General features: G+C 66.7%; 25 protein-coding genes and 2 riboswitches. Of the genes, 12 read left to right on the top strand and 13 right to left on the bottom strand.

The genetic code is table 11. The features are described 5' to 3' along the window. Positions 1-18: 18 nt before the first annotated feature. The 3 genes from FXN65_RS03235 to trxA all read left to right on the top strand — a co-directional run bounded on the left by FXN65_RS03235 (position 19) and on the right by trxA (position 2,197). The gene (locus tag FXN65_RS03235; protein ID WP_151131616.1) at positions 19-444 is read left to right on the top strand and encodes a YbaY family lipoprotein; all 426 of its coding nucleotides are present in this window, start codon (positions 19-21) and stop codon (positions 442-444) included. Continuing rightward, positions 441-1,094, top strand: coding sequence for a class I SAM-dependent methyltransferase (locus FXN65_RS03230; RefSeq protein ID WP_151131615.1), 654 nt, complete (start codon positions 441-443; stop codon positions 1,092-1,094). The genes FXN65_RS03235 and FXN65_RS03230 overlap by 4 nt, the downstream gene beginning before the upstream one ends. A gap of 233 nt (positions 1,095-1,327) precedes the next feature. Further along, entirely contained in the window at positions 1,328-2,197 is an 870-nt protein-coding gene (trxA, locus tag FXN65_RS03225; RefSeq protein ID WP_151131614.1) for a thioredoxin, read from the top strand. A 57-nt stretch (positions 2,198-2,254) separates the two neighbouring features. Here the strand turns inward: trxA and FXN65_RS03220 are convergent, their stop codons facing one another. After that, on the bottom strand, positions 2,255-2,602 hold the full coding sequence (locus FXN65_RS03220) for a hypothetical protein (RefSeq protein WP_151131613.1): 348 nt from the start codon (positions 2,600-2,602) through the stop codon (positions 2,255-2,257). A 105-nt stretch (positions 2,603-2,707) separates the two neighbouring features. Between FXN65_RS03220 and FXN65_RS03215 the strand changes: the two genes are divergently transcribed. The 5 genes from FXN65_RS03215 (at position 2,708) to FXN65_RS03195 (ending at position 6,640) form a co-directional block, all read left to right on the top strand. Continuing rightward, on the top strand, positions 2,708-3,274 hold the full coding sequence (locus FXN65_RS03215) for a DUF2796 domain-containing protein (RefSeq protein WP_151131612.1): 567 nt from the start codon (positions 2,708-2,710) through the stop codon (positions 3,272-3,274). Positions 3,275-3,312: 38 nt separating this feature from the next. Then, positions 3,313-4,020 (top strand): ABC transporter ATP-binding protein, encoded by a 708-nt coding sequence (locus FXN65_RS03210; RefSeq protein ID WP_151131611.1) that lies wholly within the window; start codon positions 3,313-3,315, stop codon positions 4,018-4,020. Between the two features lies 1 nt (position 4,021). Next, entirely contained in the window at positions 4,022-5,284 is a 1,263-nt protein-coding gene (locus tag FXN65_RS03205) for an ABC transporter permease (protein ID WP_151131610.1), read from the top strand. 7 nt (positions 5,285-5,291) lie between these two features. Then, a complete protein-coding gene (locus tag FXN65_RS03200; protein ID WP_151131609.1) occupies positions 5,292-5,810 on the top strand; it encodes a DUF3299 domain-containing protein in 519 nt (172 codons plus the stop codon). A 155-nt stretch (positions 5,811-5,965) separates the two neighbouring features. Further along, positions 5,966-6,640, top strand: a complete 675-nt coding sequence (locus FXN65_RS03195; RefSeq protein WP_151131608.1) for an OmpW/AlkL family protein — start codon at positions 5,966-5,968, stop codon at positions 6,638-6,640. Positions 6,641-6,833: 193 nt separating this feature from the next. Here the strand turns inward: FXN65_RS03195 and FXN65_RS03190 are convergent, their stop codons facing one another. The 6 genes from FXN65_RS03190 to FXN65_RS03165 form a co-directional block, all read right to left on the bottom strand. After that, positions 6,834-7,763, bottom strand: a complete 930-nt coding sequence (locus tag FXN65_RS03190; RefSeq protein WP_151131607.1) for an NAD-dependent epimerase/dehydratase family protein — start codon at positions 7,761-7,763, stop codon at positions 6,834-6,836. Further along, on the bottom strand, positions 7,756-8,640 hold the full coding sequence (locus FXN65_RS03185; protein WP_151131606.1) for a sugar nucleotide-binding protein: 885 nt from the start codon (positions 8,638-8,640) through the stop codon (positions 7,756-7,758). The genes FXN65_RS03190 and FXN65_RS03185 overlap by 8 nt, the downstream gene beginning before the upstream one ends. 112 nt (positions 8,641-8,752) lie before the next feature. Further along, positions 8,753-9,508: a precorrin-4 C(11)-methyltransferase gene (gene cobM / locus FXN65_RS03180; protein WP_151131605.1), complete on the bottom strand. Its 756-nt coding sequence runs from the start codon at positions 9,506-9,508 to the stop codon at positions 8,753-8,755. After that, a complete protein-coding gene (locus tag FXN65_RS03175) occupies positions 9,505-9,915 on the bottom strand; it encodes a cobalamin biosynthesis protein (protein WP_151131604.1) in 411 nt (136 codons plus the stop codon). Before FXN65_RS03175 ends, cobM begins: the two co-directional genes overlap by 4 nt. After that, positions 9,912-10,625, bottom strand: coding sequence for a CbtA family protein (locus FXN65_RS03170; RefSeq protein WP_151131603.1), 714 nt, complete (start codon positions 10,623-10,625; stop codon positions 9,912-9,914). The genes FXN65_RS03175 and FXN65_RS03170 overlap by 4 nt, the downstream gene beginning before the upstream one ends. 11 nt (positions 10,626-10,636) lie before the next feature. Then, the gene (locus FXN65_RS03165) at positions 10,637-10,822 is read right to left on the bottom strand and encodes a CbtB domain-containing protein (RefSeq protein ID WP_151131602.1); all 186 of its coding nucleotides are present in this window, start codon (positions 10,820-10,822) and stop codon (positions 10,637-10,639) included. A gap of 104 nt (positions 10,823-10,926) precedes the next feature. Next, positions 10,927-11,142, bottom strand: a riboswitch (cobalamin riboswitch). Positions 11,143-11,200: 58 nt separating this feature from the next. Next, a riboswitch (cobalamin riboswitch) is annotated at positions 11,201-11,394 on the top strand. Positions 11,395-11,486: 92 nt separating this feature from the next. On the opposite strand from FXN65_RS03165, the gene cobW reads away from it, so the two are divergent. Beyond that, on the top strand, positions 11,487-12,539 hold the full coding sequence (cobW, locus tag FXN65_RS03160) for a cobalamin biosynthesis protein CobW (protein WP_151131601.1): 1,053 nt from the start codon (positions 11,487-11,489) through the stop codon (positions 12,537-12,539). Positions 12,540-12,639: 100 nt separating this feature from the next. Next, complete coding sequence (gene cobN / locus FXN65_RS03155; RefSeq protein WP_151131600.1) at positions 12,640-16,374, top strand: cobaltochelatase subunit CobN; 3,735 nt, start codon at positions 12,640-12,642, stop codon at positions 16,372-16,374. 257 nt (positions 16,375-16,631) lie between these two features. Here cobN and FXN65_RS03150 read toward each other — a convergent pair whose 3' ends face one another. After that, on the bottom strand, positions 16,632-17,672 hold the full coding sequence (locus tag FXN65_RS03150; RefSeq protein ID WP_151138641.1) for a 3-deoxy-7-phosphoheptulonate synthase: 1,041 nt from the start codon (positions 17,670-17,672) through the stop codon (positions 16,632-16,634). A 568-nt stretch (positions 17,673-18,240) separates the two neighbouring features. Here FXN65_RS03150 and FXN65_RS03145 point away from each other — a divergent pair. Together FXN65_RS03145 and FXN65_RS03140 are read left to right on the top strand one after the other, a co-directional pair. Continuing rightward, positions 18,241-19,242: an ATP-binding protein gene (locus FXN65_RS03145; RefSeq protein WP_151131599.1), complete on the top strand. Its 1,002-nt coding sequence runs from the start codon at positions 18,241-18,243 to the stop codon at positions 19,240-19,242. Between the two features lie 14 nt (positions 19,243-19,256). Continuing rightward, positions 19,257-19,898 carry a vWA domain-containing protein gene (locus FXN65_RS03140; RefSeq protein WP_151131598.1) on the top strand — a complete coding sequence of 214 codons (642 nt, stop codon included), beginning with the start codon at positions 19,257-19,259 and terminating at the stop codon, positions 19,896-19,898. A gap of 48 nt (positions 19,899-19,946) precedes the next feature. On the opposite strand, the gene FXN65_RS03135 is transcribed toward FXN65_RS03140, so the two are convergent. The 5 genes from FXN65_RS03135 to FXN65_RS03115 all read right to left on the bottom strand — a co-directional run bounded on the left by FXN65_RS03135 (position 19,947) and on the right by FXN65_RS03115 (position 23,106). Next, a complete protein-coding gene (locus tag FXN65_RS03135) occupies positions 19,947-20,264 on the bottom strand; it encodes a CcdB family protein (protein ID WP_151131597.1) in 318 nt (105 codons plus the stop codon). Then, positions 20,264-20,509: a type II toxin-antitoxin system CcdA family antitoxin gene (locus tag FXN65_RS03130; protein WP_151131596.1), complete on the bottom strand. Its 246-nt coding sequence runs from the start codon at positions 20,507-20,509 to the stop codon at positions 20,264-20,266. The genes FXN65_RS03135 and FXN65_RS03130 overlap by 1 nt, the downstream gene beginning before the upstream one ends. A gap of 64 nt (positions 20,510-20,573) precedes the next feature. Then, entirely contained in the window at positions 20,574-21,284 is a 711-nt protein-coding gene (locus tag FXN65_RS03125; RefSeq protein ID WP_151131595.1) for a (2Fe-2S) ferredoxin domain-containing protein, read from the bottom strand. Beyond that, positions 21,281-22,012 carry a cobalt-precorrin-6A reductase gene (locus FXN65_RS03120; protein WP_151131594.1) on the bottom strand — a complete coding sequence of 244 codons (732 nt, stop codon included), beginning with the start codon at positions 22,010-22,012 and terminating at the stop codon, positions 21,281-21,283. The genes FXN65_RS03125 and FXN65_RS03120 overlap by 4 nt, the downstream gene beginning before the upstream one ends. After that, a complete protein-coding gene (locus tag FXN65_RS03115) occupies positions 22,009-23,106 on the bottom strand; it encodes a cobalt-precorrin-5B (C(1))-methyltransferase (RefSeq protein ID WP_151131593.1) in 1,098 nt (365 codons plus the stop codon). Before FXN65_RS03115 ends, FXN65_RS03120 begins: the two co-directional genes overlap by 4 nt. Positions 23,107-23,155: the final 49 nt, after the last annotated feature.

Raw genomic sequence — 23,155 nt, 5'->3', positions numbered from 1 at the left:
CAGTATCAGGAAGCCCAGATGCGCCCACTCCTCCCCCTGCTCCTGGCCGCCCTGCTCGCGGCCTGTGCCAGCGAAGAGCCTGCCCCGCAACTGCCCGCGCCGACGCAGAAACCCAGGGTGGAAGCGACGCCGGCCCATATGCGCGAGCTTACCGGCGTATTGCAGACGCCACCGTCCGGCAGTGAAGTCGAGCTGGCGCTGATGTCGATCGATTCCCGCGACCGCCCGCAACGCCTGCTGGGCAGCCTCGTACTGAACGGCAATGGCGGCCCGCTGCCCTTCCGCCTGCTGTTCAACCCGAAATCCTTCCCCCGTGGCGAGCGCGTGGAACTGCGTGGTCGCGCCAGCCACTCCGGACGCCTGATCCTCAAACTGCAACCACGTCTCATCCTGCAGCCGGAAAGCCAGACCCTCGGCCCACTCCAGATGGTGCCCGCGCCATGACCGCCCCGAAAGTACTGCAACAGGCACTGAGCCAGTTGCTCGGCGACGCCAGCCTCAGCGCGGAAGCCCTGCCCGGCACCGACCTCAGGCTCTGGCTGATCGACGCCGACAACATGGACCGTGCGTTCAGCCCGGAAGAGACCCGACGCATACTCGAAGAGCCGCCCTACTGGTGCTTCTGCTGGGCAAGCGGCCTGGCCCTGGCACGCTGGCTGGCCGAGAAACCCGAATGGGTCGCCGGCAAGCGCGTGCTGGACTTCGGTGCCGGATCGGGTGTCGCCGCCATCGCCGCGGCCAAGGCCGGTGCGGCTGAAGTGGTGGCCTGCGACCTCGACCCGCTGGCCCTGGAAGCCTGCCGCGCCAACGCCGAGCTGAACGGCGTGGCGCTGAGCTACTCGGCGGATTTCTTCCAGGAAGAGGATCGCTTCGACCTGATCATCGTCGCTGACGTGCTTTACGACCGCGCCAACCTGCCGCTGCTCGACCACTTCCTCACCCGCGGCCGCCAGGCCCTGGTGGCCGACTCGCGGGTCCGCGACTTCCAGCACCCGCTCTATACCCGCCTCGCCGTGCTGGATGCCTGCACCTGGCCGGATCTTGCCGAGCCAGCGGAATTCCGCAATGTGAGCCTGTATCACGCGATTCGCTGAAGCCCTGCTTCGCTGGTGGGGCAAGGCATCGTGGGGGCGAATTCTTTCGCCAAGCAGGCCGAAGGTCTGCCCCTTGGGATTTCAGGGGCTGCTGCGCAACCCTTGGCGAATGAATTCGTCCCTACAGATGAAGAAGGCCGTGCCATCTGCAAGTTCCGGGCTCGTGCAGGCATATTCATCACCGGCCGGCAGCCGTATGATTCGCCCATTCTTTCGTGCTTCCGAGAGCCCAGATGAGCGACATTTCCTACATCTTCGATACCACCGGCGCCGACTTCGACCAGGCGGTGATCCAGAATTCCTTCCACAAGCCTGTGCTGGTGGATTTCTGGGCCGACTGGTGCGCCCCCTGCAAGGCGCTGATGCCGCTGTTGGCGCAGATTGCCGAGTCCTACCAGGGCGAACTGCTGCTGGCCAAGGTCAACTGCGACATCGAGCAGGACATCGTGATGCGCTTCGGCATCCGCAGCCTGCCCACCGTGGTGCTGTTCAAGGACGGCCAGCCGGTGGACGGCTTCGCCGGTGCGCAGCCGGAATCGGCCATCCGCGCGATGCTCGAACCCCATGTGCAGATGCCGGCCACGCCCCAGGGCAACTTGCTGGACGCCGCCCAGGCCGCCTTCAGCGAAGGCCGCATCAGCGAAGCCGAAAACCTGCTCAAGCAACTGCTGACCGAAGACAACACCAACGCTGCCGGGCTGATCCTCTATGCCCGTTGCCTGGCCGAACGCGGTGAACTGGGCGAAGCGGAAACCGTGCTCAATGCGGTGAAGAGCGACGAACACAAGCAGGCGATCGCGGGTGCCCGCGCGCAGCTGACCTTCCTGCGCCAGGCTGCCGACCTGCCGGAAGTCGCCGACCTGAAATCGCGCCTGGCACAGGATGCCGGTGACGACGAAGCGGTCTACCAGCTGGCGATCCAGCAACTCTCCCGTCAGCAGTACGAGCCGGCGCTGGACAGCCTGCTCAAGCTCTTCGTGCGCAACCGTGGCTACGACGGCGGCCTGCCCCACAAGACCCTGCTGCAGGTGTTCGACCTGCTGGGCAACGACCACCCGCTGGTCACCACCTACCGCCGCAAGCTGTACAACGCCATCTACTGACCCGCTCTATCCTGTGGGAGCGAATTCATTCGCGATTGAGATCGTTCCCACAGCCCCTCATCCCCGCCAGATATAGAGAGGCGCGTCTTCCCGCACCTCGACATGCACCTGCTCGCTGTGGCGCAGACGCACCAGCAGGCGCTTGCCCATCGCCACGCCACCGGTCAGGGCTTCCAGCTCAGCCAGCAATCGGGGGCCTTCCATCTGTCCGGCTTCGCGCAGGAGCTGCTGGGCGGTTTCCCAGAGTGCATCGGTGCGCGGGGCGCTTGGGGCTTTCGCCGCGGCCGGGGCCTTGTCCAGCATCTCCGGCGACAGGCGACTGGCCAGCTGGTCCCAGTCCTCGGCGTCCATTTCGACCGTCAGGTCCACCGGCCAGTCGCCGATCTGTCCGCGTATGCGCAGCATGTCCAACTCCTCCGGAAACGAATGCGCAATGCTCCCATGGCGCTGGCGGGCTGCCTACATTTGTTATAACGTAACAACGTATTTTCACCCCCTCCGGAGACCTCCATGCGCCGCCTGCTGCTTGCCCTGCCCTTCGCTTTGCTGCCCCTGGCCGCTGTCCAGGCCAATGAGCACGATCATGATCACGAGCACGACAGCCTTGGCGCCCACGAGCACGGCGTAGCGCGCCTTAACGCTGCGCTGGACGGCAATACCCTTGAGCTGGAACTGGAAAGCCCGGCGATGAACCTGGTGGGCTTCGAGCATGCCGCCAGCAGCAATGCCGACAAAGCCAAGGTCGCGGCCGTCCGTAACGAGCTGGAAAGTCCCCTGGTGCTCTTCGGCCTTCCCCAGGCGGCCAGCTGCAAAGTCGCGTCCCAGGAACTGGAAAGTCCACTGTTCGGCGCTGACGAGCACCATGACGAACATGCCAAGGGCCATGACCACAAGCACAGTGAAGTCCACGCCCATTACCGGTTCGAGTGCGCCACCCCCGATGCGCTGAAGTCCCTGGATCTCGCCGGGCTGTTCAAGCGCTTCCCTGCCACGCTGAAAATTCAGGTACAACTGATCGGCCCGAACGGGCAGCAAGGCGCGGAATTGAGTCAGTCCAACGCCACCCTGAGCTTCTAATTCCCTAGAACCGGCCGGGGCAACCCGGTCGTTTTCCCATGAGCCAGACACTGATCGAACTCCAGGGGCTGGGCTTTGCCTGGCCCGGTCACGCGGAACTGCTGGATATTCCCGAGTTCCGCCTGCAACGCGGCGAAAGTCTCTTCCTCAAAGGCCCCAGCGGCAGTGGCAAGACAACCCTGCTGGGTCTTCTCGGCGGCGTCCAGAAACCCGGCCGAGGCAGCATCCACCTGCTCGGCCAGGACCTGGCCAAGCTCTCGGCCAGCGCCCGTGACCATTTCCGTGTGGACCACACCGGCTACATCTTCCAGCAATTCAACCTGCTGCCATTCCTCTCGGTGCGGGAGAACGTCGAGCTGCCGTGCCGCTTCTCGCGCCTGCGTGCCGAACGCGCGCGCCAGCGCCACGGCAGCGCCGATGCGGCCGCCGCCACCCTGCTGCGCCACCTGGGCCTGAGGGAGGAACTGCTGCAACGCCGCGCGGATTCCCTGTCCATCGGCCAGCAACAACGGGTAGCCGCTGCCCGCGCGCTGATCGGCCAGCCGGAACTGGTGATCGCCGACGAACCGACCTCGGCGCTGGATGCAGACGCCCGCGAAGCGTTCCTGCAACTGCTGTTCGCCGAATGCCGTGAAGCCGGTTCCAGCCTGCTGTTCGTCAGCCACGACCAGAGCCTGGCGCCGTTGTTCGACCGCAGCCTGTCACTGGCGGAACTGAACCGCGCCGCACGCATCGAGGAGGATTGAGATGTATCTGCTGCGCCTGGCCCTGGCCAGCCTCGCCAACCGCCGTTTCACCGCCCTGCTGACGGTGTTCGCCATTGCCCTGTCGGTCTGCCTGCTGCTGGCAGTCGAGCGCGTGCGTACCGAAGCCCGTGCCAGCTTCGCCAGCACCATCAGCGGCACCGACCTGATCGTCGGCGCCCGCTCCGGCTCGGTGAACCTGCTGCTCTATTCGGTGTTCCGCATCGGTAACGCCACCAACAACATCCGCTGGGACAGCTTCGAAACCATCAGCAAGGACAAGCGGGTGAAGTGGGCCATCCCCATTTCCCTTGGCGACTCCCATCGCGGCTACCGCGTCATGGGCACCAGCGCGGCCTATTTCGATCACTACCGTTTTGGCCGCGGCCAGCCGCTGCGACTGGCCGAGGGCAAGCCTTTCGCCGACATGTTCGAGGTGGTGCTCGGTGCCGAAGTGGCCAAGGCCCTGCACTACAAGCTGGGGGACAAGCTGGTGCTGGCCCACGGCGTCAGCAGCGTCAGCCTGGTACGGCACGACGACAAACCGTTCACGGTGGTCGGCATCCTCGCGCGCACCGGCACGCCGGTGGATCGCACCCTGCACATTTCCCTGGCAGGCATGGAGGCACTGCACGTCGACTGGCAGAACGGCGTGCCCGCGCGCGGCGCCGGCAAGGTCAGCGCCGACCAGGCCCGCGCCATGGACCTGCAGCCCAGGGCCATCACCGCCTTCATGCTCGGCCTCAACAGCAAGATCGCCACCTTCGCGCTGCAACGGCAGATCAACGAATACCGTGGCGAGCCGCTGCTGGCGATCCTGCCTGGCGTGGCGCTGCAGGAGCTCTGGAGCCTGATGGGAACGGCGGAGAAGGCGCTCTTCGTGGTCTCGCTGTTCGTGGTACTGACCGGCCTGATCGGCATGCTCACCGCCATCCTCACCAGCCTCAACGAGCGTCGCCGGGAAATGGCCATCCTCCGTTCCGTGGGCGCCCGGCCCTGGCACGTCGGCAGCCTGCTGGTGCTGGAAGCCTTCGCCCTGGCCTTGGCGGGGACGGTGCTGGGCGTGGGATTGCTATACCTCGGCATCGGGCTCAGCCAGGGCTATGTGCAGGCGAACTACGGGCTCTACCTGCCGCTGGCCCTGCCCAGCCCCTATGAGTGGACGCTGCTCGGCGCTATTCTGGCCGCCGCCCTGCTGATGGGCGTGGTGCCAGCCTGGCGTGCCTACCGGCAGTCGCTGGCCGACGGTCTTTCCATTCGCCTGTGAGACTCCCATGACACGCATCCTGCTGGCCCTGTTGCTTACCCTTTCTTCCCCGCTCTGGGCCGGCGAGGCACGTGAGCTCACCTGGGCGGAGATGATCCCGGAAGGCGCGCCGCCACCCGCGCCGCCCGCCCCCATCCATGACCTTTCGCAGCTGTCCGACGCCCTCAACGCCGAGGCCGGCCCGGCCGCCAGCCAGCAATCGCCTGCGGCGCCGGTGGTCAAGGCGCTGGATGGCCAGGAAGTGAAGCTGCCGGGCTACATCGTGCCGCTGGATGTGACCGAGGAAGGCCGCGTTACCGAGTTCCTCCTGGTGCCCTACTTCGGTGCCTGCATTCACGTCCCGCCGCCGCCGTCGAACCAGATCGTCCACGTGAAGAGCGAGCTCGGCGTGCTGATGGACGCCCTCTACCAGCCCTTCTGGATCGAAGGTCCGCTGCAGGTGAAATCCAGCAGCAGCGAACTGGCGGAAGCGGGCTACCAGATGGAAGCGAGCAAGATCTATCCCTACGAGTCCACCGGCAGTTGACCCAGGACGCGCGCAACCTGGATGCACAAAGGCCCGGTCTTGCCGGGCCTTTTGCTGTCGACCACCCGCGACATTGCTCTGGATCAAGATACTAAGCTTCCTAATTACCGAAACTGGCTCCAGTCCAACACTTTTAGAACTCATTGGAGCCTTCCATGCGCAAGCCACTTCTCGCTGCCTCCCTGCTCGCACTTGCCGTTGCCTCCCCCCTGGCCCAGGCCCACAAGGCCGGCGACGTGATCGTCCGCGCAGGCGCAGCCACCGTTGCCCCGAACGAAGACAGCTCCAACCTGTCCATTGCCGGCACCAAGGTCGGTGGCACCAAAGCCACCCTGGACAGCGACACCCAGCTCGGCCTGACCGGCACCTATATGCTGACCGACCATGTCGGTATCGAACTGCTGGCAGCCACCCCGTTCCAGCACGAAGTGGGCGTGAAAGGCCTCGGCGGCGCCCTTGACGGCAAACTGGCCGACATCAAGCACCTGCCGCCGACCCTGAGCCTCCAGTACTACCCGATGGACCCGAACTCCGCGTTCCAACCCTACGTCGGCGCAGGCCTGAACTACACCCTGTTCTTCGACGAGGACCTGACGAGCTCGCGCAAATCCCAAGGTTTCAGCAATCTGGACCTGGACGATTCCTGGGGCCTGGCCGCTCAGGTCGGCATGGACTACATGCTGACTGACAAGATCCTGCTCAACGCCGCTGTCTGGTACATCGACATCGACACCAAAGCCACCACCGACCTGGCAGGCGTGGGCAAGGTAAAGGTCGATGTTGACGTGGACCCCTGGGTATACATGGTCGGCCTCGGCTACAAGTTCTGAGCGGGCTATTCTTCGAGAGGAACACCCCGCCAAAAGGCGCCTTCGGGCGCCTTTTTTTGTGCCTGGAGATTTATGAGGTAACGGAGGCCGATTCCATTATCGGGACCGACGCCAGGGTGCGCCGCGCGCACCGATCCTCGCTCAGGTGCGCACAGCACAGCCTACAGGGTCAGACCAACCCGCAATCGGGTGCTCAACGCCCCATGAGACGCGCCACACCCTCGCGCAGTGGTGTGGCAACGGGAAACTCGTAGCGCAGCAGCAGGCGGGCATTGTTGGCCCGTGAATGGCGGATGTCCCCGGCGCGGGCTTCCGCGTAGTTCACCGTTGGCATTTCGCCCAGCACCTCACCGATGGCGGTGAGCAACTGCTTGAGGCTGGTGGCGCGGTTGAGGCCCACGTTCACCGGTCCGGCTTCCAGCCAATCCGCTTCCAGCGCCTGCACCAGCACCTGCACCAGATCGCCGACGTAGACGAAATCCCGGGTCTGCTCACCATCGCCGAATACGGTGATCGGCAGCCCGGCCTGGGCGCGTTCTGTGAAGATGCTGATCACGCCGGAATAAGGTGAAGACGGATCCTGGCGTGGACCGAAGATGTTGAAGAAGCGGAACACCGCCGGCTCCAGACCGTGCTGCCGGCGATAGAAATCCAGGTAGTGCTCGCTCGCCAACTTGTCCGCTGCGTAGGGGGTCAGCGGCGCCTTGGGTGTGTCTTCGTCGATGGCCATGCCTTCGCCGTTCTGGCCGTAGACCGCAGCGCTGGAGGCGAAGATCACCCGTTTCACGCCGTGCTCGCGCATCGCTTCGCAGACGTTCAGGGTGCCAATGAAATTGCTCTGGTGAGTCGCCACCGGATCGTCCACCGACGCCTGTACCGAAGCCACTGCGGCCAGGTGCGCCACTGCCTTGCAGCCGGACATGGCGCGTGCCACCAGGGCAGCGTCGGCCACATCGCCCTCGATCAGCTCCAGGCGCGGGTTGGTCAGCGCCAGGTTGGAGCGCTTGCCGGTTGAGAGGTTGTCCAGCACACGCACGGCGTGGCCCCTGGCGAGCAACGCATCAGCCAGGTGCGAACCGATGAAACCGGCGCCGCCGGTGATGAGGATGGGGGAATCAACCATGACGATAGTAACGGTCCAGCAGGGTTGGCAACGCAGCACGCCAGGCGCGCGGCTTGATGCCGAAGGTATGGAGGATTTTCTTGCAGGCCAGCACCGCGTTCTGCGGTTCGTCCGCCGCATCGGGACGGGCGGCATGGGCCTGCGGGGTGATGTCCTGCACCTTCAACGGGTGCAGGCTGCGAGCCTCGCTGAGCAGCGCCTGACCAAGGGCCAGGGGCGTCGTGGCCTCGTGGCCGCCGTAGTGATAGGTGCCCCAGAGCGGCGCCTGGCAATCCAGTTGTTTGATCACAGCGAGCAGCACTCGCGCGGCATCGTCCACCGGAGTGGGATTACCGCGACGGTCATCCGCCAGGCAGATTTCGTCCGCTTGTTCGGCGCGGCTGAGGAAGCGCCCCAGGGAGCCGTCCCGGCTGTCGTCCAGCAACCAGCCGAAACGCAGCAGCACATGCTTGGGGCAGGCGGCACGGACACTCTGCTCCATGCGCCAGATGGCCTGGCCACGTTCACTGAGCGGGGCGGATTCATCCTTCTCGCTGTAGGCGGTGGCGCGGGAGCCATCGAATACCCGGTAGCTGGACGGTTGCAGCAGGATGATGCCGTGGTGCTGGCAAAGCTCGGCCAGTCGCTCCACTCCGCGTTCCTGGGCCGCCAGGCGAACAGCACTGACTTCCTCGGCCTGGAACCAGTCGAAGTAGTAGGCGAGGTTGATCACGGCGTCAGGCCGGGTGTCATCGAGCAGCTGGGTCAGGCTGGCGGCGTCCCAGCCCTGCTCGGGCGGACGCGGAGCGAGAAAACCTATGTCTTCCTCGGCGCCCAGGCGAATCAGCGCCTGTCCGAGTGAATTGCCGCCACCCAACAGCATCAAGCGCATTCGCATAGAGAAATAGGTCGCTTAAAGCCGGTTAGAGGGAGTTGGCGGGAAGATTGCCCGCCACATAAGAGCCGCATTCTGCGGGTTTCACCGGCTCACGTCACTAGCCGCGTAGCGGTTACGCCTGGCCTGGGCGGTAGAGATGGGCATGACTGGCGCGGTAAAGGGACGAATCGGTGAAGCCATCGGCCGCCAGCACCTTGCCCACGAGGATCAAGGCCGTGCGGCGGAAGTCCCGCGCCGCCACCTTGGGGAGAATGTCGCCGAGGGTGCCGGTGACCTGCTCCTGGTCCGGCCAACTGGCGCGATGGATCACGGCAATCGGGCAATCGGCGCCGTAGTGCGGCAACAGTTCTTCGACGATTTTCGCCAGTTGGCTCACGCCCAGGTGGATGGCCATGGTCGCGCGATGCCGGGCCAGGTCGCCCAGCGCTTCCCCTTCGGGCATGCGCGTTTTGCTGGCGTAACGGGTAAGGATCAAGGTCTGTGACACGTCCGGCAAGGTCAGCTCGCACCCCAGCAACGCGGCGCAGGCGGCGGCGGCGGTCACCCCCGGTACCACTTCGTAGGGGATGTTCCGTTCGCGCAAGTGGCGGATCTGCTCGCCAATGGCGCCATAGAGCGACGGGTCGCCGGAATGCACCCGCGCCACGTCCTGGCCCTTGGCGTGCGCTTCGGCGAGCAGGGCGACGATCTCGTCCAGGTGCAGCTCGGCCGTGTTCACCACTTGCTCGGCGCCATGCCCGGCCAACACGGCTTCGGGCACCAGGGAACCGGCGTAGAGGATCACCGGGCAGGTGCGAATGAGGCGCTGCCCCTTCACCGTGATGAGCTCCGGATCGCCAGGGCCGGCGCCGATGAAATAGACCGTCATGGCTGTTCAGCCTCCTGGGGGATACAGGCCAGGGCGCAGGTGGCGCTGGCGCTGCGGCGTTTATCGATGAGCAGGCTGGCGTGACCGTCGAACAGCGCCTCGGCCTGGGCCAGGGCAGCCGCCTCGGCAACTCCCGGGCTGCCAACGGCTTCCTGAACCCGTTCGGACGGCCGACTCAGGCATGCCTCACGGGCTGCGAGCATATCCACGGGCAGAAAATACAACGACAGGCCCAGTCGCTCGGCCAGGGCGCTCAGCCCCGGCTCTGCCGCCTTCACCTCACTGCTGGCCAGGGCGACCAGCTCATCGAGGGAGGCCCCGGCCTCCGCAAGGCACTGCAGCAGCAGGCCTTGCAGTTCATCCGCCGGGCAACCGCGTCGGCAGCCCAGCCCGGCGACCAGCTTCAAACGGAGGGCGAGGCGTGGCGCTGGTACAGCCAACCGGCCGCCCAGCCCAGTACGGCCCAGAAAGCGGCATTGGTGATCAGCGAAGCGGCGATGAACTCGTGTGCAAGCGCTTCCGGCGCCAGGCTGGAATGCACTTCCGGCTGCGGCGCGCCCACTACATGGGGGATCACCAGCAATACGACGCCCGCCACGCGCAGCCCCCAGTGACGGCCGAACGCGATCAGCGCGAGGCCAACGGCCGTGGAGGCGGCGGTGCCGATCCACCAGGTCTGGCGCTGGGCCAGCTCGGCGGCGGCGGTGCCCGGCAATTCCGGCGGCAGGCCGAGGGACGGCGCCAATGCGAAGGTGGCGAAACCGCCCAGGCCCCACAGCAGACCGTGCCACGCACGGGTCGGGCCGCGCAGGCTGAACAGCCCAGCGAGGATCAGGGCGAAGCCCACGGCCACCACCAGGTTGCTGCCGCCTGTGGACAGGGTCCGCTGCCAGCCATCTTCCGGGGCCCAGGCTTCGTCACTGTGCTCATGGACATGGGCAACGGCGGCGCCACCGTGTTGATGGGCATGGGCCTGCTCGACAGGGGCCGGCTCGGCGCTTTCATAGGTTTCCGCCTGGAGAATCAGCGGGGTGACCCACAGGCTCTGCAGCAGGGTCAGCACCAGGGCCGCGATGAGGCCGGCGAACCCGGCGGTCTGGGCGATGCGCTTGATCATGGATGCATCACTCAGTGGCAGGGGAAGGCGGCGCTGTGGCGGGTGTCGTGGGCGGCGTTGTGCACGGCCTCGATGTGCGAGAAGCCGGCGAAGTACACCAGGGACAGGCCGACCAGGCCGGCACCGATGGCCAGTACCAGGCGCTGGGCCAGGGTCGAGGAGGAAGCGGCGGAATGGGACAGGGTGCGGCTGGACATGGAGGTTCCCTCTGCGTTGCTAGTGATACCTGCAGGAGGAACGCGCGCGAGGGAAGCGGGCGCAGGGGCACCCAGATTTCCGGCTTGCGCCCGCCCACCGCGGGTTGCCAAAACGTGATCAGGCCGGTCTCCGGGCTTGCGACGCCGGCCGTGGCCGGATGGGCATGCCTTCCCATGCCGGATCGGCACAGTGGCGTACTTAACCCTACGATCGCTTACCGTTGCGGGGGCAGCGCCGGACTTGCCCGATGAAGGACGCACCGACTTCCCGTTTCACCTCGCGTACGGCGACGCGAGGCACCTGAAAAAACCGTGCTAGGACATCACGAGTCCGACCAAGCGTCAACTGCCGCGATTGACCGCTGCCGGCACGCTGCGTAGCCTTCGCCCTTTCGAGGTTCTCCGGATGTACGCCGGAGCTAAGAGGGAACGTGGTCAAGGCCACGGCTGCCCCCGCAACTGTGAACGCCCCCAAGGCCCTTCGAAATGCCACTGCGCAAGCGGGAAGGCGAAGGTGCCGCGCAAAGCGCAGGGTCGTGAGCCAGGAGACCTGCCTCGACGACATTCCAGACAACCGGGCGGGGTGATCCGGTGGCGAATCCGTTGCGCGGGGCCGGCCCCGCTGCGTTCGTCATGCCCGCCGACCGACCACGCAGAGGCGCGCATGAAAACCCTGGCCAAGCTCCCCGTCACCATCGTCACCGGCTTCCTCGGCGCCGGTAAGACCACCCTCCTCCGCCACATGCTCGACAACGCAGAAGGCCGCCGCATCGCGGTGATCGTCAACGAGTTCGGCGAACTGGGCATCGACGGCGAGATCCTCAAGCAGTGCTCCATCGGTTGCACCGAGGAAGAGGCCGCGGGCCGCGTCTTCGAGCTGGCCAACGGCTGCCTCTGCTGCACCGTGCAGGAGGAATTCTTCCCGGTGATGCGCGAGCTGGTGGCGCGCCGTGGCGACCTCGACCAGATCCTCATCGAAACCTCCGGCCTCGCCCTGCCCAAACCACTGGTACAGGCCTTCCAGTGGCCGGAAATCCGCAGCGCCTGCACCGTCGACGCGGTGATCACCGTGGTCGATAGCCCGGCGGTGGCGGCCGGCACCTTCGCCGCCCACCCCGAGCAGGTGGACGAACAGCGCAAGCAGGACCCGAACCTCGACCATGAATCGCCCTTGCACGAGCTGTTCGAAGACCAGCTCGCCAGCGCCGACCTGGTGGTGCTGAACAAGGCCGACCTGCTCGGCGCCGAAGCCCTCGCCGCCGTGCGCGCCGAAGTGGCGGAGGAACTGCCGCCGGCAGTGAAGATCGTCGAAGCCCGCGCCGGCAAGCTGCCGCTCGATGTCCTGCTTGGGCTGAACGCCGAAGCCGAACTGCACATCGACAGCCGCCCCACCCACCACGACCACGAAGGTCATGAAGACCACGACCACGACGAGTTCGACTCCTTCCACGTCGACCTGCCGGAAGTCGAGGAAGCCGCGCTGCTCGCCACCCTCGGCCAACTGGTGGAACGCCACGCCATCCTGCGCATCAAGGGTTTCGCCGCCATTCCCGGCAAACCGATGCGCCTGCTGATCCAGGGCGTCGGCAAGCGCTTCGACAAACACTTTGACCGCAAGTGGCTGACCGACGAAACCCGCAGCACCCGCCTGGTCGTCATCGGCCAAGAACTCGACCAGGCGGCCATCGCCAACGAACTGCGTACCGCTCTCTCCTGACCCACGACCATAGGGTGGGTGGAGCGGAGCGATACCCACCATTCGATATCGATGGGTATCGCAAGCTCACCCCATCCTACGGGGCCTCCGAGTAAAGGATATGCACCTCCTACGCACCCAACCCGGCGGCTTCGTTCCCGACGACGGCATCGCCCACCTGGCCCAGACACCCGCCGAACTGGTGATCCTGTGCAGCGGCGATTCGCACCTGGCCCTGCTGGCAGAAGCCGCCCGCGAACTGCCGGATGACTACCCGAGCCTGCGCCTGGCCAACCCCATGCAGTTGCAGAACCACGCCTCGGTGGACCTCTATGTCGACGAGGTGCTGCAGCACGCCAAGGTCATCCTCATCTCGGTGCACGGCGGCGTCGGCTACTGGCGCTACGGCATCGAACAACTGGTGGCGCTGGCCGAGCGCGGGGCGACGCTGATCCTGGTGCCCGGCGACGACCGTCCCGATCCGGAGCTGGCGGGCCTCTGCAACGTCCCGGGTGAAGATGCCGAACGCCTCTGGCAGTACCTGCGCCAGGGCGGACTGGACAACGCGCGACAACTCTTCAATTGCCTGGCCAGTCGCTGGCTGGGGCGTGACTACCCCTGGCGCGAGCCGCAGGTACTGCCCCGTGTCGCCCTTTACCATCCGCGCATCCGGCCGGCGCAACTGCAGGACTGGCAGGCCGAATGGCTGCCGCACCAGCCCGTGGCCGCCCTGATCTTCTATCGAACGCACCTGCAGGCGGCGAACACCACTTTCATCGACGCTTTCTGCGAGCGACTGTCCAGCCGGGGGCTGAATCCGCTGCCCATCGCGGTTGCCAGCCTCAAGGAAGCCGAGTGTCTGGAGGTTGTGGAAAACTGGCTGGACGCCGCGGGCGCCGGGTTGATCATCAACACCACCGGCTTCGCCCAGTCCAACCCCGATGCCCCCAGCCTTCGCCCGTTCCGCCGCGACATCCCGGTGCTGCAAGCCATCTGCTCGCTGGACAACGAACCGCTCTGGCGGGAAAACCCACAAGGCCTCGGCCCGCGCGACCTGGCCATGCACATTGCCCTGCCGGAGCTGGACGGCCGCATCATCACCCGCCCCATCAGCTTCAAGGGCATGGCCTGGCGCAGCGAGCGCAGCCAGAGCGACGTGGTCTGCTACCTGCCGCACGTAGAACGCATGGACTTCGTGGCCGAACTTGGGCGGCGCTGGTGCGAACTGGCGTGCAAGGCCAATGCAGACAAGCGCATCGCGCTGATCCTGGCCAACTACCCCACCCGCGATGGCCGCATCGGCAACGGTGTGGGCCTGGACACCCCGGCCGCCGCGCTAAACATCCTCCGCGCCCTGGAAGACGAGGGCTATCCGGTCGCGGGTCTGCCGGACAACGGCACAGCACTTATCCACAACCTGCTCGGTGGCGTCAGCAACGATCTGGACAGCCTCGACCTGCGCCCTTGCGCTCAGAGCCTCGCGCTCACCGATTACCTGACCTGTTTCGCGCGCCTGCCCGAGGCCAACCAGCGCGCCGTGCTCGAACGCTGGGGCGATCCGCAGCAGGACCCGATGTTCCGCAGCGGCCGCATGATGATCGCCGGCCTGCGTTTCGGCCTGACCTTCGTCGGCATCCAACCGGCCCGCGGCTACCAGCTCGACCCGGCGGCCATCTACCACGACGCCGACCTGGTGCCGCCCCACGGCTACCTCGCCTTCTACTTCTGGCTGCGCGAAGTGTTCGCCGCGGATGCGCTGATCCACGTTGGCAAGCACGGCAACCTGGAATGGCTGCCGGGCAAGGGCGTTGGCCTTTCCGCCGAATGCTGGCCGGACGCGGCGATGGGTCCGCTGCCGAACATCTACCCCTTCATCGTCAACGACCCGGGCGAAGGCGCCCAGGCCAAGCGCCGCGCCCAGGCGGTGATCATCGACCACCTGATGCCGCCGCTGACCCGCGCCGAGAACTACGGACCGCTGCGCGACCTGGAACGCCTGGCCGACGAGTACTACGACGCCTCCCTGCTGGACCCGCGCCGCGCCGTGCAGCTGCGCGGGGAAATCCTCGAACTGGTGAAGGCCACTTCCCTGGACCGCGAGCTGAACCTCGTCATCAGCGACGACCCGGAAAGCTGGCTGCCGCAACTGGACGCCTACCTCTGCGACCTCAAGGAATCGCAGATCCGCGACGGCCTGCATGTGTTCGGTGAATCCCCCGGCGGGCGCCTGCGCGACGACACCCTGCTCTCCCTGGTGCGCATTCCGCGCGGCGACGGCAAGGGGGCCAACGCCAGCTTGCTGCGCGCCCTCGCCAGCGACCTGCAACTGGGCACCGACCCACTCGACCTGAACTGGGCCGAGCCCTGGCAAGGACCACGCCCTGCGGTGCTGGAAACGCTCAACGACGAACCCTGGCGCAGCAACGGCGACACCCGCGAGCGCCTTGAGCGACTGGCGCTGGGCCTGATCGAAACCAGCGACTTCGGCTCCATCGGCCCCGCCAGCGATGCGGTTATCCACAACCTGCGGGCCGTGATCGCCCCCACCCTGGACGCTTGCGGCAGCGCCGAGATCGGCGGCGTACTGGCGGCACTGGAGGGCCGTTTCGTGCCGCCCGGCCCCAGCGGCGCCCCCAGTCGCGGACGCCTCGACGTCCTGCCCACCGGGCGCAACTTCTTCACCGTGGACGTGCGCAACCTGCCCACGCCCACGGCCTGGCGCCTGGGTTTCCAGTCCGCCAGCCTGCTGCTGGAACGCCACCTGCAGGACCATGGCGACCACCTGCGCCAACTCGGCGTTTCCGTCTGGGGCACCGCCACCATGCGCACCGGCGGCGACGACATCGCCCAGGCCCTGGCGCTGATGGGCGTGCGACCGGTGTGGCAGGCAGGCAGCCAGCGGGTCGAGGACTTCGAGATCCTGCCGCTGTCCCTGCTGGATCGGCCTCGCGTGGACGTGACCTTGCGCGTCTCCGGCTTCTTCCGCGATGCCTTCGCCAACCTCATCCGCCTGTTCGATGCCGCAGTGCAGGCGGTGGCGGAGCTGGACGAGCCCGAGGACATGAACCCGCTGGCCGCGCGGGTGAAACAGGAAAGCGAACGTCTCGCGGCCGAAGGCCTTGCCGTGGTGGATGCGCGCCTGCAAGCCGGTTGGCGGGTATTCGGCGCCCAGCCCGGCGCCTACGGTGCAGGGGTGCAGGGCGTTATCGAAGAGCGCCAGTGGCAGGACCGCTCCGAGCTGGCCGAGGTCTACCTCAACTGGGGTGGCTACGCCTACGGCTCCCAGGACGCCGGCACCCCGGCGCGGGAGCGCTTCGCCCAACGACTGCAACGCTTGCAGGCCGTCCTGCAGAACCAGGACAACCGCGAGCACGACATCCTCGACTCCAACGACTACTACCAGTTCCAGGGCGGCATGCTCGCCGCCGCCGAAACCCTGCGCGGCGAGAAGGTCGCCAGCTACCACGGCGACCACAGCCAGCCGGACTTGCCACGCATCCGTTCGCTGAAGGAAGAACTGGCCCGCGTGGTCCGCGCCCGCGCCGCCAATCCAAAGTGGATCGCCGGCATGAAGCGCCACGGCTACAAAGGCGCCTTCGAACTGGCCGCGACCGTGGACTACCTGTTCGCCTTCGACGCCACCAGCGAGCTGGTGGACGACCACCAGTACCAGTTGCTGGCCGATGCCTACCTGCTGGACGAGGACACCCGCGAGTTCATCCGCCAGCACAACCCCGAAGCCCTGCGTGACATCGCCGAGCGGCTGGTGGAAGCCCAGCAGCGCGGGCTGTGGGAGAGCCCCGGGGAATACCGCGAAGCGATCGAGAATCTGTTGCTGGATATCGAGGAGCAGTGATTCGCACTGAAGCCCAGGCAACTTGTGGGAACGATTTCATTCGCGATGGATCGCGCAGTAACCCTGTAAGCCGCGGGTGGATCACGCTTCGTCGATCCACCCTCGTTGGTTGGCCTGACCTCGTGGGTGGATGTGAAAAACGACATCCACCCTGGCTGGCTCTCAGCATTCCATCGGCACAAACGCTGTGGGGGTGACTTCAATCGCTATGGCAGGACGCAGTCCTGCCTATCTACAGGGAAAAAACTGTCGGGTCCTCACCCTCGCAACCGCTCCGCCGCCTCCCGCAGGATGCGCTCGGTGCCTTCCCAGCCCAGGCAACCATCGGTAATCGAAACGCCGTAGCGCAGGTCGCAGGACAGCGATTGCGCACCGTCGAACAGGTGGCTCTCGATCATCACGCCGCGCAGCGCGTCCTGGCCGGCCAGGCGCTGATTGACGACGTCTTCCAGCACGGCGGGCTGGCGCAGCGGGTCCTTGCCACTGTTGGCGTGACTGCAATCGACCATGATGCGCGGCGCAATGCCAAGCTTCTCCAGCCCCTCGCGGGCCGCCTGCACACTGGCGGCGTCATGGTTCGGCCCTTTGTGGCCGCCGCGCAGCACCAGGTGGGTGTCCGCATTGCCGGCGGTCTGCACCAGCGCCGGACGCCCCAGGGCGTCGATGCCGAAATGCTGGTGGGCATGGGCGGCCGAGCGCATGGCGTCGGTGGCGATGCCGAGGCTGCCGTCCGTTCCGTTCTTGAAGCCCACCGGCAGGTCCAGCCCGCTGACCATCTCGCGGTGGATCTGCGACTCACTGGTGCGCGCACCGATGGCGGCCCAGCTCAGCAGGTCATCCAGGTAGCCGGCCACCAGCGGTTGCAGCAGTTCCGTGGCAACCGGAAGCCCCAGTTCAGCCATCTCCAACATCAGCCGGCGGCTCAGGGCCAGGCCGCCGGCCATGTCGCCGCTGCCATCCAGATGCGGGTCGTAGACCAGCCCCTTCCAGCCCACGGTGGTGCGCGGCTTCTCGACGTAGGCGCGCATCACCAGCAGCAGTTGGTCACTGACTTCCGGCGCCAGCCTGGCGAGGCGACGTGCGTAGTCGAGGGCGGAATCGGCATCGTGGATGGAGCAAGGGCCGACCACCACCAGCAGGCGCGAATCCTCGCCATCCAGCACGGCGCGCACGGCTTCGCGCTGGGCGTTGATCTGGCGGGCGAGCTCATGGGACAGCGGCAGGCGCTGGCGCAGTTCGGCGGGAGTGGGCAGCGGCTGGGTGCTGCGCGATGAGGGAAGAGCAGCCTCCAGTGCCATGGCATGGAGCGGCTGTGCAGCGGTGGGCAGAACGGATTGGTGCGAATTCATGACTGGCGTCCTCAGCCGGCGCGGCTCGATCCGCGCGCGGCGCTATCTGGGTGTTCGATTCAACGGTGTCTGAGCGGTGCCTGCGCGGCTAAATCGCCAGTCGGAGTTGCGGTAATAGGTCTGATAGGTGCGGTAGCTGATCATGGTGCGATCCTCGAATCTCATGTGTTTGGCCTTGTGGGCCGGAAAACAAAAACCCCCGGTCGGGTTGCCGACCGGGGGTTTCGTGGAGCTTTGGCGGCGACCCTGCTGGAGTGGGCCGCCTGATTGGGTATCAGGTCAGCCCGTGGCTAAACCAATACCCATAGAAATAGCTGGCCGCTGCGGCCACACGCGCACGCGCCTGGGCGTGAGCCTGGCGAGCGGTGAGCGAAGTGGAAGCGAGTTGCGGCATGACAATCTCCAAAGCGAATGCTGGCTAACCTACTGGATCGCCGCGCGCCGTTCAATCACTGATTTCTATCGGCCACCCCGACCTTTAGCTACCATGCGCGACACGCTTTCCCAGGATCCCGCCATGTCCGACCTTCTCCACTTCCCCCTGAGCGCGGTCGTCGGTTCCGACGAACTGAAGCTGGCGCTCTACCTCGCTGCCATCGACCCCGCCATCGGCGGCGTGCTGATCGAAGGTCCGCGCGGCATGGCCAAGTCCACCCTGGCGCGCGGCATCGCCGACCTCCTGGCGGAAGCCACCTTCGTCACCCTGCCCCTGGGCGCCAGCGAAGAGCGCATCGTCGGCACCCTCGACCTCGACGCCGCCCTCGGCGAAGGCCGCGTGCGCTTCTCGCCCGGTGTGCTGGCCAAGGCCCACGGCGGTGTGCTCTACGTGGATGAGGTGAACCTGCTGCCCGATCACCTGGTGGACCTGCTGCTCGACGTGGCCGCCAGCGGCGTGAACCAGGTGGAACGTGATGGCGTTTCCCACCGCCACCCGGCTCGCTTCGTGCTGATCGGCACCATGAACCCGGAAGAAGGCGAACTGCGCCCGCAACTGCTGGACCGCTTCGGCCTCAAGGTCCGCCAGGACGGCCAGCCGCAACCGGCCGAACGCGCTGAAATCGTGCGCCGCCGCCTGGCCTTCGATGCCGATCCGCATGCCTTCATCGCTCAATGGGGCGACGAACAGCAGGCCCTGGCCCGACGTTGCCAGGACGCGCGGGCACGCCTGCCCGGCATTCCCCTGGACGATGCCGCCCTCGATGACATCGCCCAACGCTGCTTCGCCGCCGGCGTCGACGGCCTGCGCGCCGACCTGGTCTGGCTACGCGCCGCCCGCGCCCACGCCGCCTGGCGCGGCGCCGAGCGCATCGAAACCGAAGACATCGACGCCGTCGAAGATTTCGCCCTCGCCCACCGTCGCACCCACAGGCCGCCACCCGCCGCGCAACCGCCGCAGGCCCCACCGGCCGCCTCGCAGTCGCAGGCTTCCGGCGGTGAGGGGCAATGGGGTGAACTGCCCGCGCAAGCGGTACCCATGGGCGAGCGACGCGAGCTGCCGCGCTGGCCAAAAAAGCCCTGAGCATCCGCCCGCGCATGGTCACAGGGGCGGGTGCCCGGCCCAGACCCGGCACTCTTGGCAACGGTCGCAGCGGTGCTCGCCGTGCGGGGGCCAATGGCGCAATCCAGTGGTTGCCCACGCTCCTGCGTGGCCGCCCGCGCAAGGCCGCCGACCTGGTGCGCGCACCGCGCAGCCAGCACCCCGACCAGCTCTGGCTGGTGGTGGTGGATGCCTCTGCCTCCACCCGCCGCCACGGCGCCCTGGCCCAGGCCAAGGGATTGCTCGCCAAGCTGTTCGAAACGGCCTACCGCGAGCGAGCACGCCTCGCCGTACTCCACGCCACCGGCCACCAGCCCCGATGGCTCTGGCAGGGCCAGAAGGCCTCTCCCGCCCTGCATCACTGGCTCGCCGAACTCGGCGCGGGCGGTGGTACGCCCGTAATCGAGGCACTGCAGCAATCCACCCACTGGCTGGCCTGCCGGCAGCGGCAGAAGCCGGCCGAGGAACAGCGCTTGCTGGTGCTCACCGATGGGCGTTTGAAGGACTGGCCGTCACTGCAGCCGCCGGGTTGCCCGACGCTGCTGGTGGATATCGAAAGCGGACCGATCCGGCTGGGGCGGGCAAGGAAGCTGGCGGAGGAATTGGGGGCGGAGTACCGGGTCATTTCCGAGCTGTGAGTCGATGGGGTTTGTTCCTCAACGGAACCCCACGCCCCTTCCGGCGAACTAGATCCCGGTAATCAGCAGGCCCGGAGCCGCGATGATTTCATTGCGCATGGCAGAGAGATCGGCGACTTGCTTGCCCAGTGCTTTCCTGGACACCCCGGCCAGCTGTGGGGTGAACATGACGACGGGCGTTCCCTCCACCTCGAAGACTGGCATCAGGGTCTTCAGCACCTTGTCCTTCATTACCTCGGCCGTATAGAGAGGCGCGACGACGCGGGTACTCAACTCGGCGATCAGGTCGCTCTGTACATCGAGCAAGTAAGGAATGGTCGTACGGGTCGCTGGATTGGCGTTCAGGTAAACGGCGAATTGCGGCATCAGAAGCTCCGCAGATCGTCGCTGAAGACTCCTTCGTCTTCCACGTACTGGTTGTAGGCGGCAATTGCCGCGCGATTTTCAGCCAGCCAGGCTTCACGCTGCTTGAGCCTCAACTGTTGCGCCAGGGCGTGTTCAAGTGCGGCGGACAGATTGATATCCAGCGCCCGCGCCTTGTTGAGCAGGTCGCTGTTGATACTGAGGTTCGCGGCCTTCTTTGGAGCATGTGGATCGTAGATGGGACGCATGAGCAGGTTTCCCAGGCAAGCTATGCGCATAGCAATACAACAGTCAAAGTCGTGGGCCGGACGGTCACTGAGAACGCATCAACAGCCCCGGCACCTGCTGCCCTTCGACGATCCGCTCCTGCACCCAGCGCAGCACCTCTTCCTCGTCGCGAATGCGGTACCACTCGCCTTCCGGGTAGAGGCTGGCGGTTGGGCCTTCATCGCAGGGGAACTGGCATTGGGTGCGGGTGATGTGCACGCCACCCTCGCACTCCAGCTTGCCGGCGGCCTTGAGGGTTTCCCGCAGTTTTTTCCACAGCGGCAGCGCACCGCGGCGGGTGCAGCGCGGGCCGTTGCACAGCAGCAGGCGGCGGGCGTGGGGCGGGATGCAGGACCAGGAGTGGCTCTCCGGCAGTGCCGGTACGTCCACGCAGGCCAGGTGCAGTTCGCGGCGTTCGGCCAGGGTGCAGGCAGCACCCGCCGGGTCGGCGTCGAACTGGCCCAGCAGGCTGGCGGCGAAGACCTGCTCAGGGGCATCCAGCCGTCCCAGCTCACTGCGTAGCCAGTCCAGATGCTGGGACGAGGATTGCGGTTCGAGGTCGATCACCAGCAAGGGGCGCGGGCTCGCCTGAACGCGCTGCCACAGCTGGTCGTGGCCGGCGCTGGTGTCGACGATGTCGGCCAGGGCCGCCTCGCCACGCAGAGCCAGAAGTTGACGGCGGAACAGCTCGGCGAAGGAACCTTCAGCGAGGTCCGGCCCGGCGAACAGCACGCGGGCGTAGGGTGTTGCGTTCATGGGTTTTCCAGGTAGGTGGCGAGGGCCTGCCAGAGGCCTTCGACGGATTCGAATTCGCGGGTAACGGCAGGCAGAGCCGGCCGTTCGAGGATCAGCACCGGCAGCCCGAGCTCGCGGGCGACCTGCAGCTTGGGTTCGGTGGACTGGCTGCCGCTGTTCTTGCTGATCAGCACATCGCTGCGCAACCGGCGGAACAGGTCACGCTCACCGTCGAGGCTGAAGGGGCCACGGGCACCGATCACCTCGTAGCGTTCCCCGGCCGGTTGCCCTTGCAGGCAGCGCACGGTCCAGTGCTGCTGGGGCGGGATCTCCTGCAGGTGCTCCAACGGTTCGCGGCCGAGCGTGAAGAAAGGCCGGCGGAAGGCTTTCAGGGCCTCGATCAGCCCGGCCCAATCGGCCACGTTGCGCCAGTCGTCATCGGGGCCGGCCTGCCAGCCGGGGCGCCGCAGGGCCCAGCAGGGAACACCGGCCATGCCGGCAGCCGCAGCTGCGTTAAGGCTGATCTGTGCGGCATAGGGATGGGTGGCATCCACCAGCAACCCGATGCCCTGGTCGGCGATGAAACGTGCCAGCCCCTCGGCGCCGCCATAGCCACCGACGCGAACCTGGCAGTCGAGGTCGTCCGGCACTTTGCCGAGGCCGGCAAGGCTGTAGACGTGTTCAGGGCCCAGGCGGCGCGCCAGCGCCAGCGCTTCGGCTACCCCGCCCAGCAGCAGTATGCGCTTCATCGCGGCTCCACCGCCTCGCCGACGATGTTGCCCTGACGGTCGATGGCGAAGACCTCCAGCGCCACGCTGGCCGGCACCGTCTTGCGGGCGAAGGCCAGGGCGTGTGCGCAAACCGCATTGCCCAGCGGGATGCCGGCGTCGTGGGCCATGACCAGCGCCAGCTGGCTGGTATTGGCGCCGCGCATGGCGTCCTGCAGCTCGGCGCTGGCGCCCAGTTCGGCAGCCCATTGCGCCAGCAGCGGCAGGTCGATGCTGGAGCTGCGGCTGTGCAGGTCCATATGGCCGGCGGCGAGTTTGCTGATCTTGCCGAAGCCGCCGCACAGGCTGAGCTTGGCCACAGGCGCCTTGCGCAGGTGCTTGAGCACGGCGCCGGCGAAGTCGCCCATCTCGATCAGGGCGGTGTCGTCCAGGTGATAACGACGGCGCATGGCATCTTCGCTGGCATTGCCGGTGCACGCCGCGAGATGGGTGAAACCGTTGGCGCGGGCGACGTCGATGCCCTGATGGATCGAGGCGATGTAGGCCGAGCAGGAAAAGGGCCGGACAATGCCGGTGGTGCCGAGGATGGAAATCCCGCCGAGGATGCCGAGGCGCGGATTCATGGTCTTCAGCGCCAGCTCGGCACCACCCTGCACGCAGATGGTCACCTCGAAACCGCCGGGGTAGTGATGCTCGGCGGCGAGGCGGTTCAGGTGTTCCGTCATCATCTGCCGGGGCACCGGGTTGATCGCGGGTTCCCCCACCGCCAGGGTCAGGCCCGGCTTGGTGACGGTGCCGACGCCAGGGCCGGCGTGGAAGCGCACGCCGGGCGACGCGGCCAGGCGCACCTGCGCATAGATCAGCGCGCCGTGGGTCACATCCGGGTCGTCGCCAGCGTCCTTCAGGGTGCCGGCCTCGGCACCACCTTCGCTCAGACGGCAGAACTCCAGGCGCATCAGCACCTGCTGGCCCTTGGGCAGGACGATCTCCACCGCATCGGCCGCCTCGCCGCCCAGCAGCAGGCGAGCCGCCGCCAGGCTGGTGGCGGTGGCGCAACTGCCGGTGGTGTAGCCACTGCGCAAGGGCGCGGGTTGTTCGGGGGTTTCGTCACGCATGGCGCTAAGGTCTGCTCAGGAGGTTACGTCGGTTGGCGCCGGAAGGACG

Origin of the sequence: Pseudomonas lalkuanensis, assembly GCF_008807375.1 — a bacterium.
GTDB lineage: Bacteria > Pseudomonadota > Gammaproteobacteria > Pseudomonadales > Pseudomonadaceae > Metapseudomonas > Metapseudomonas lalkuanensis.
The sequence above is the reverse complement of the archived record's forward strand: the minus strand, read 5'-3'. Positions and strand labels throughout refer to the sequence as shown.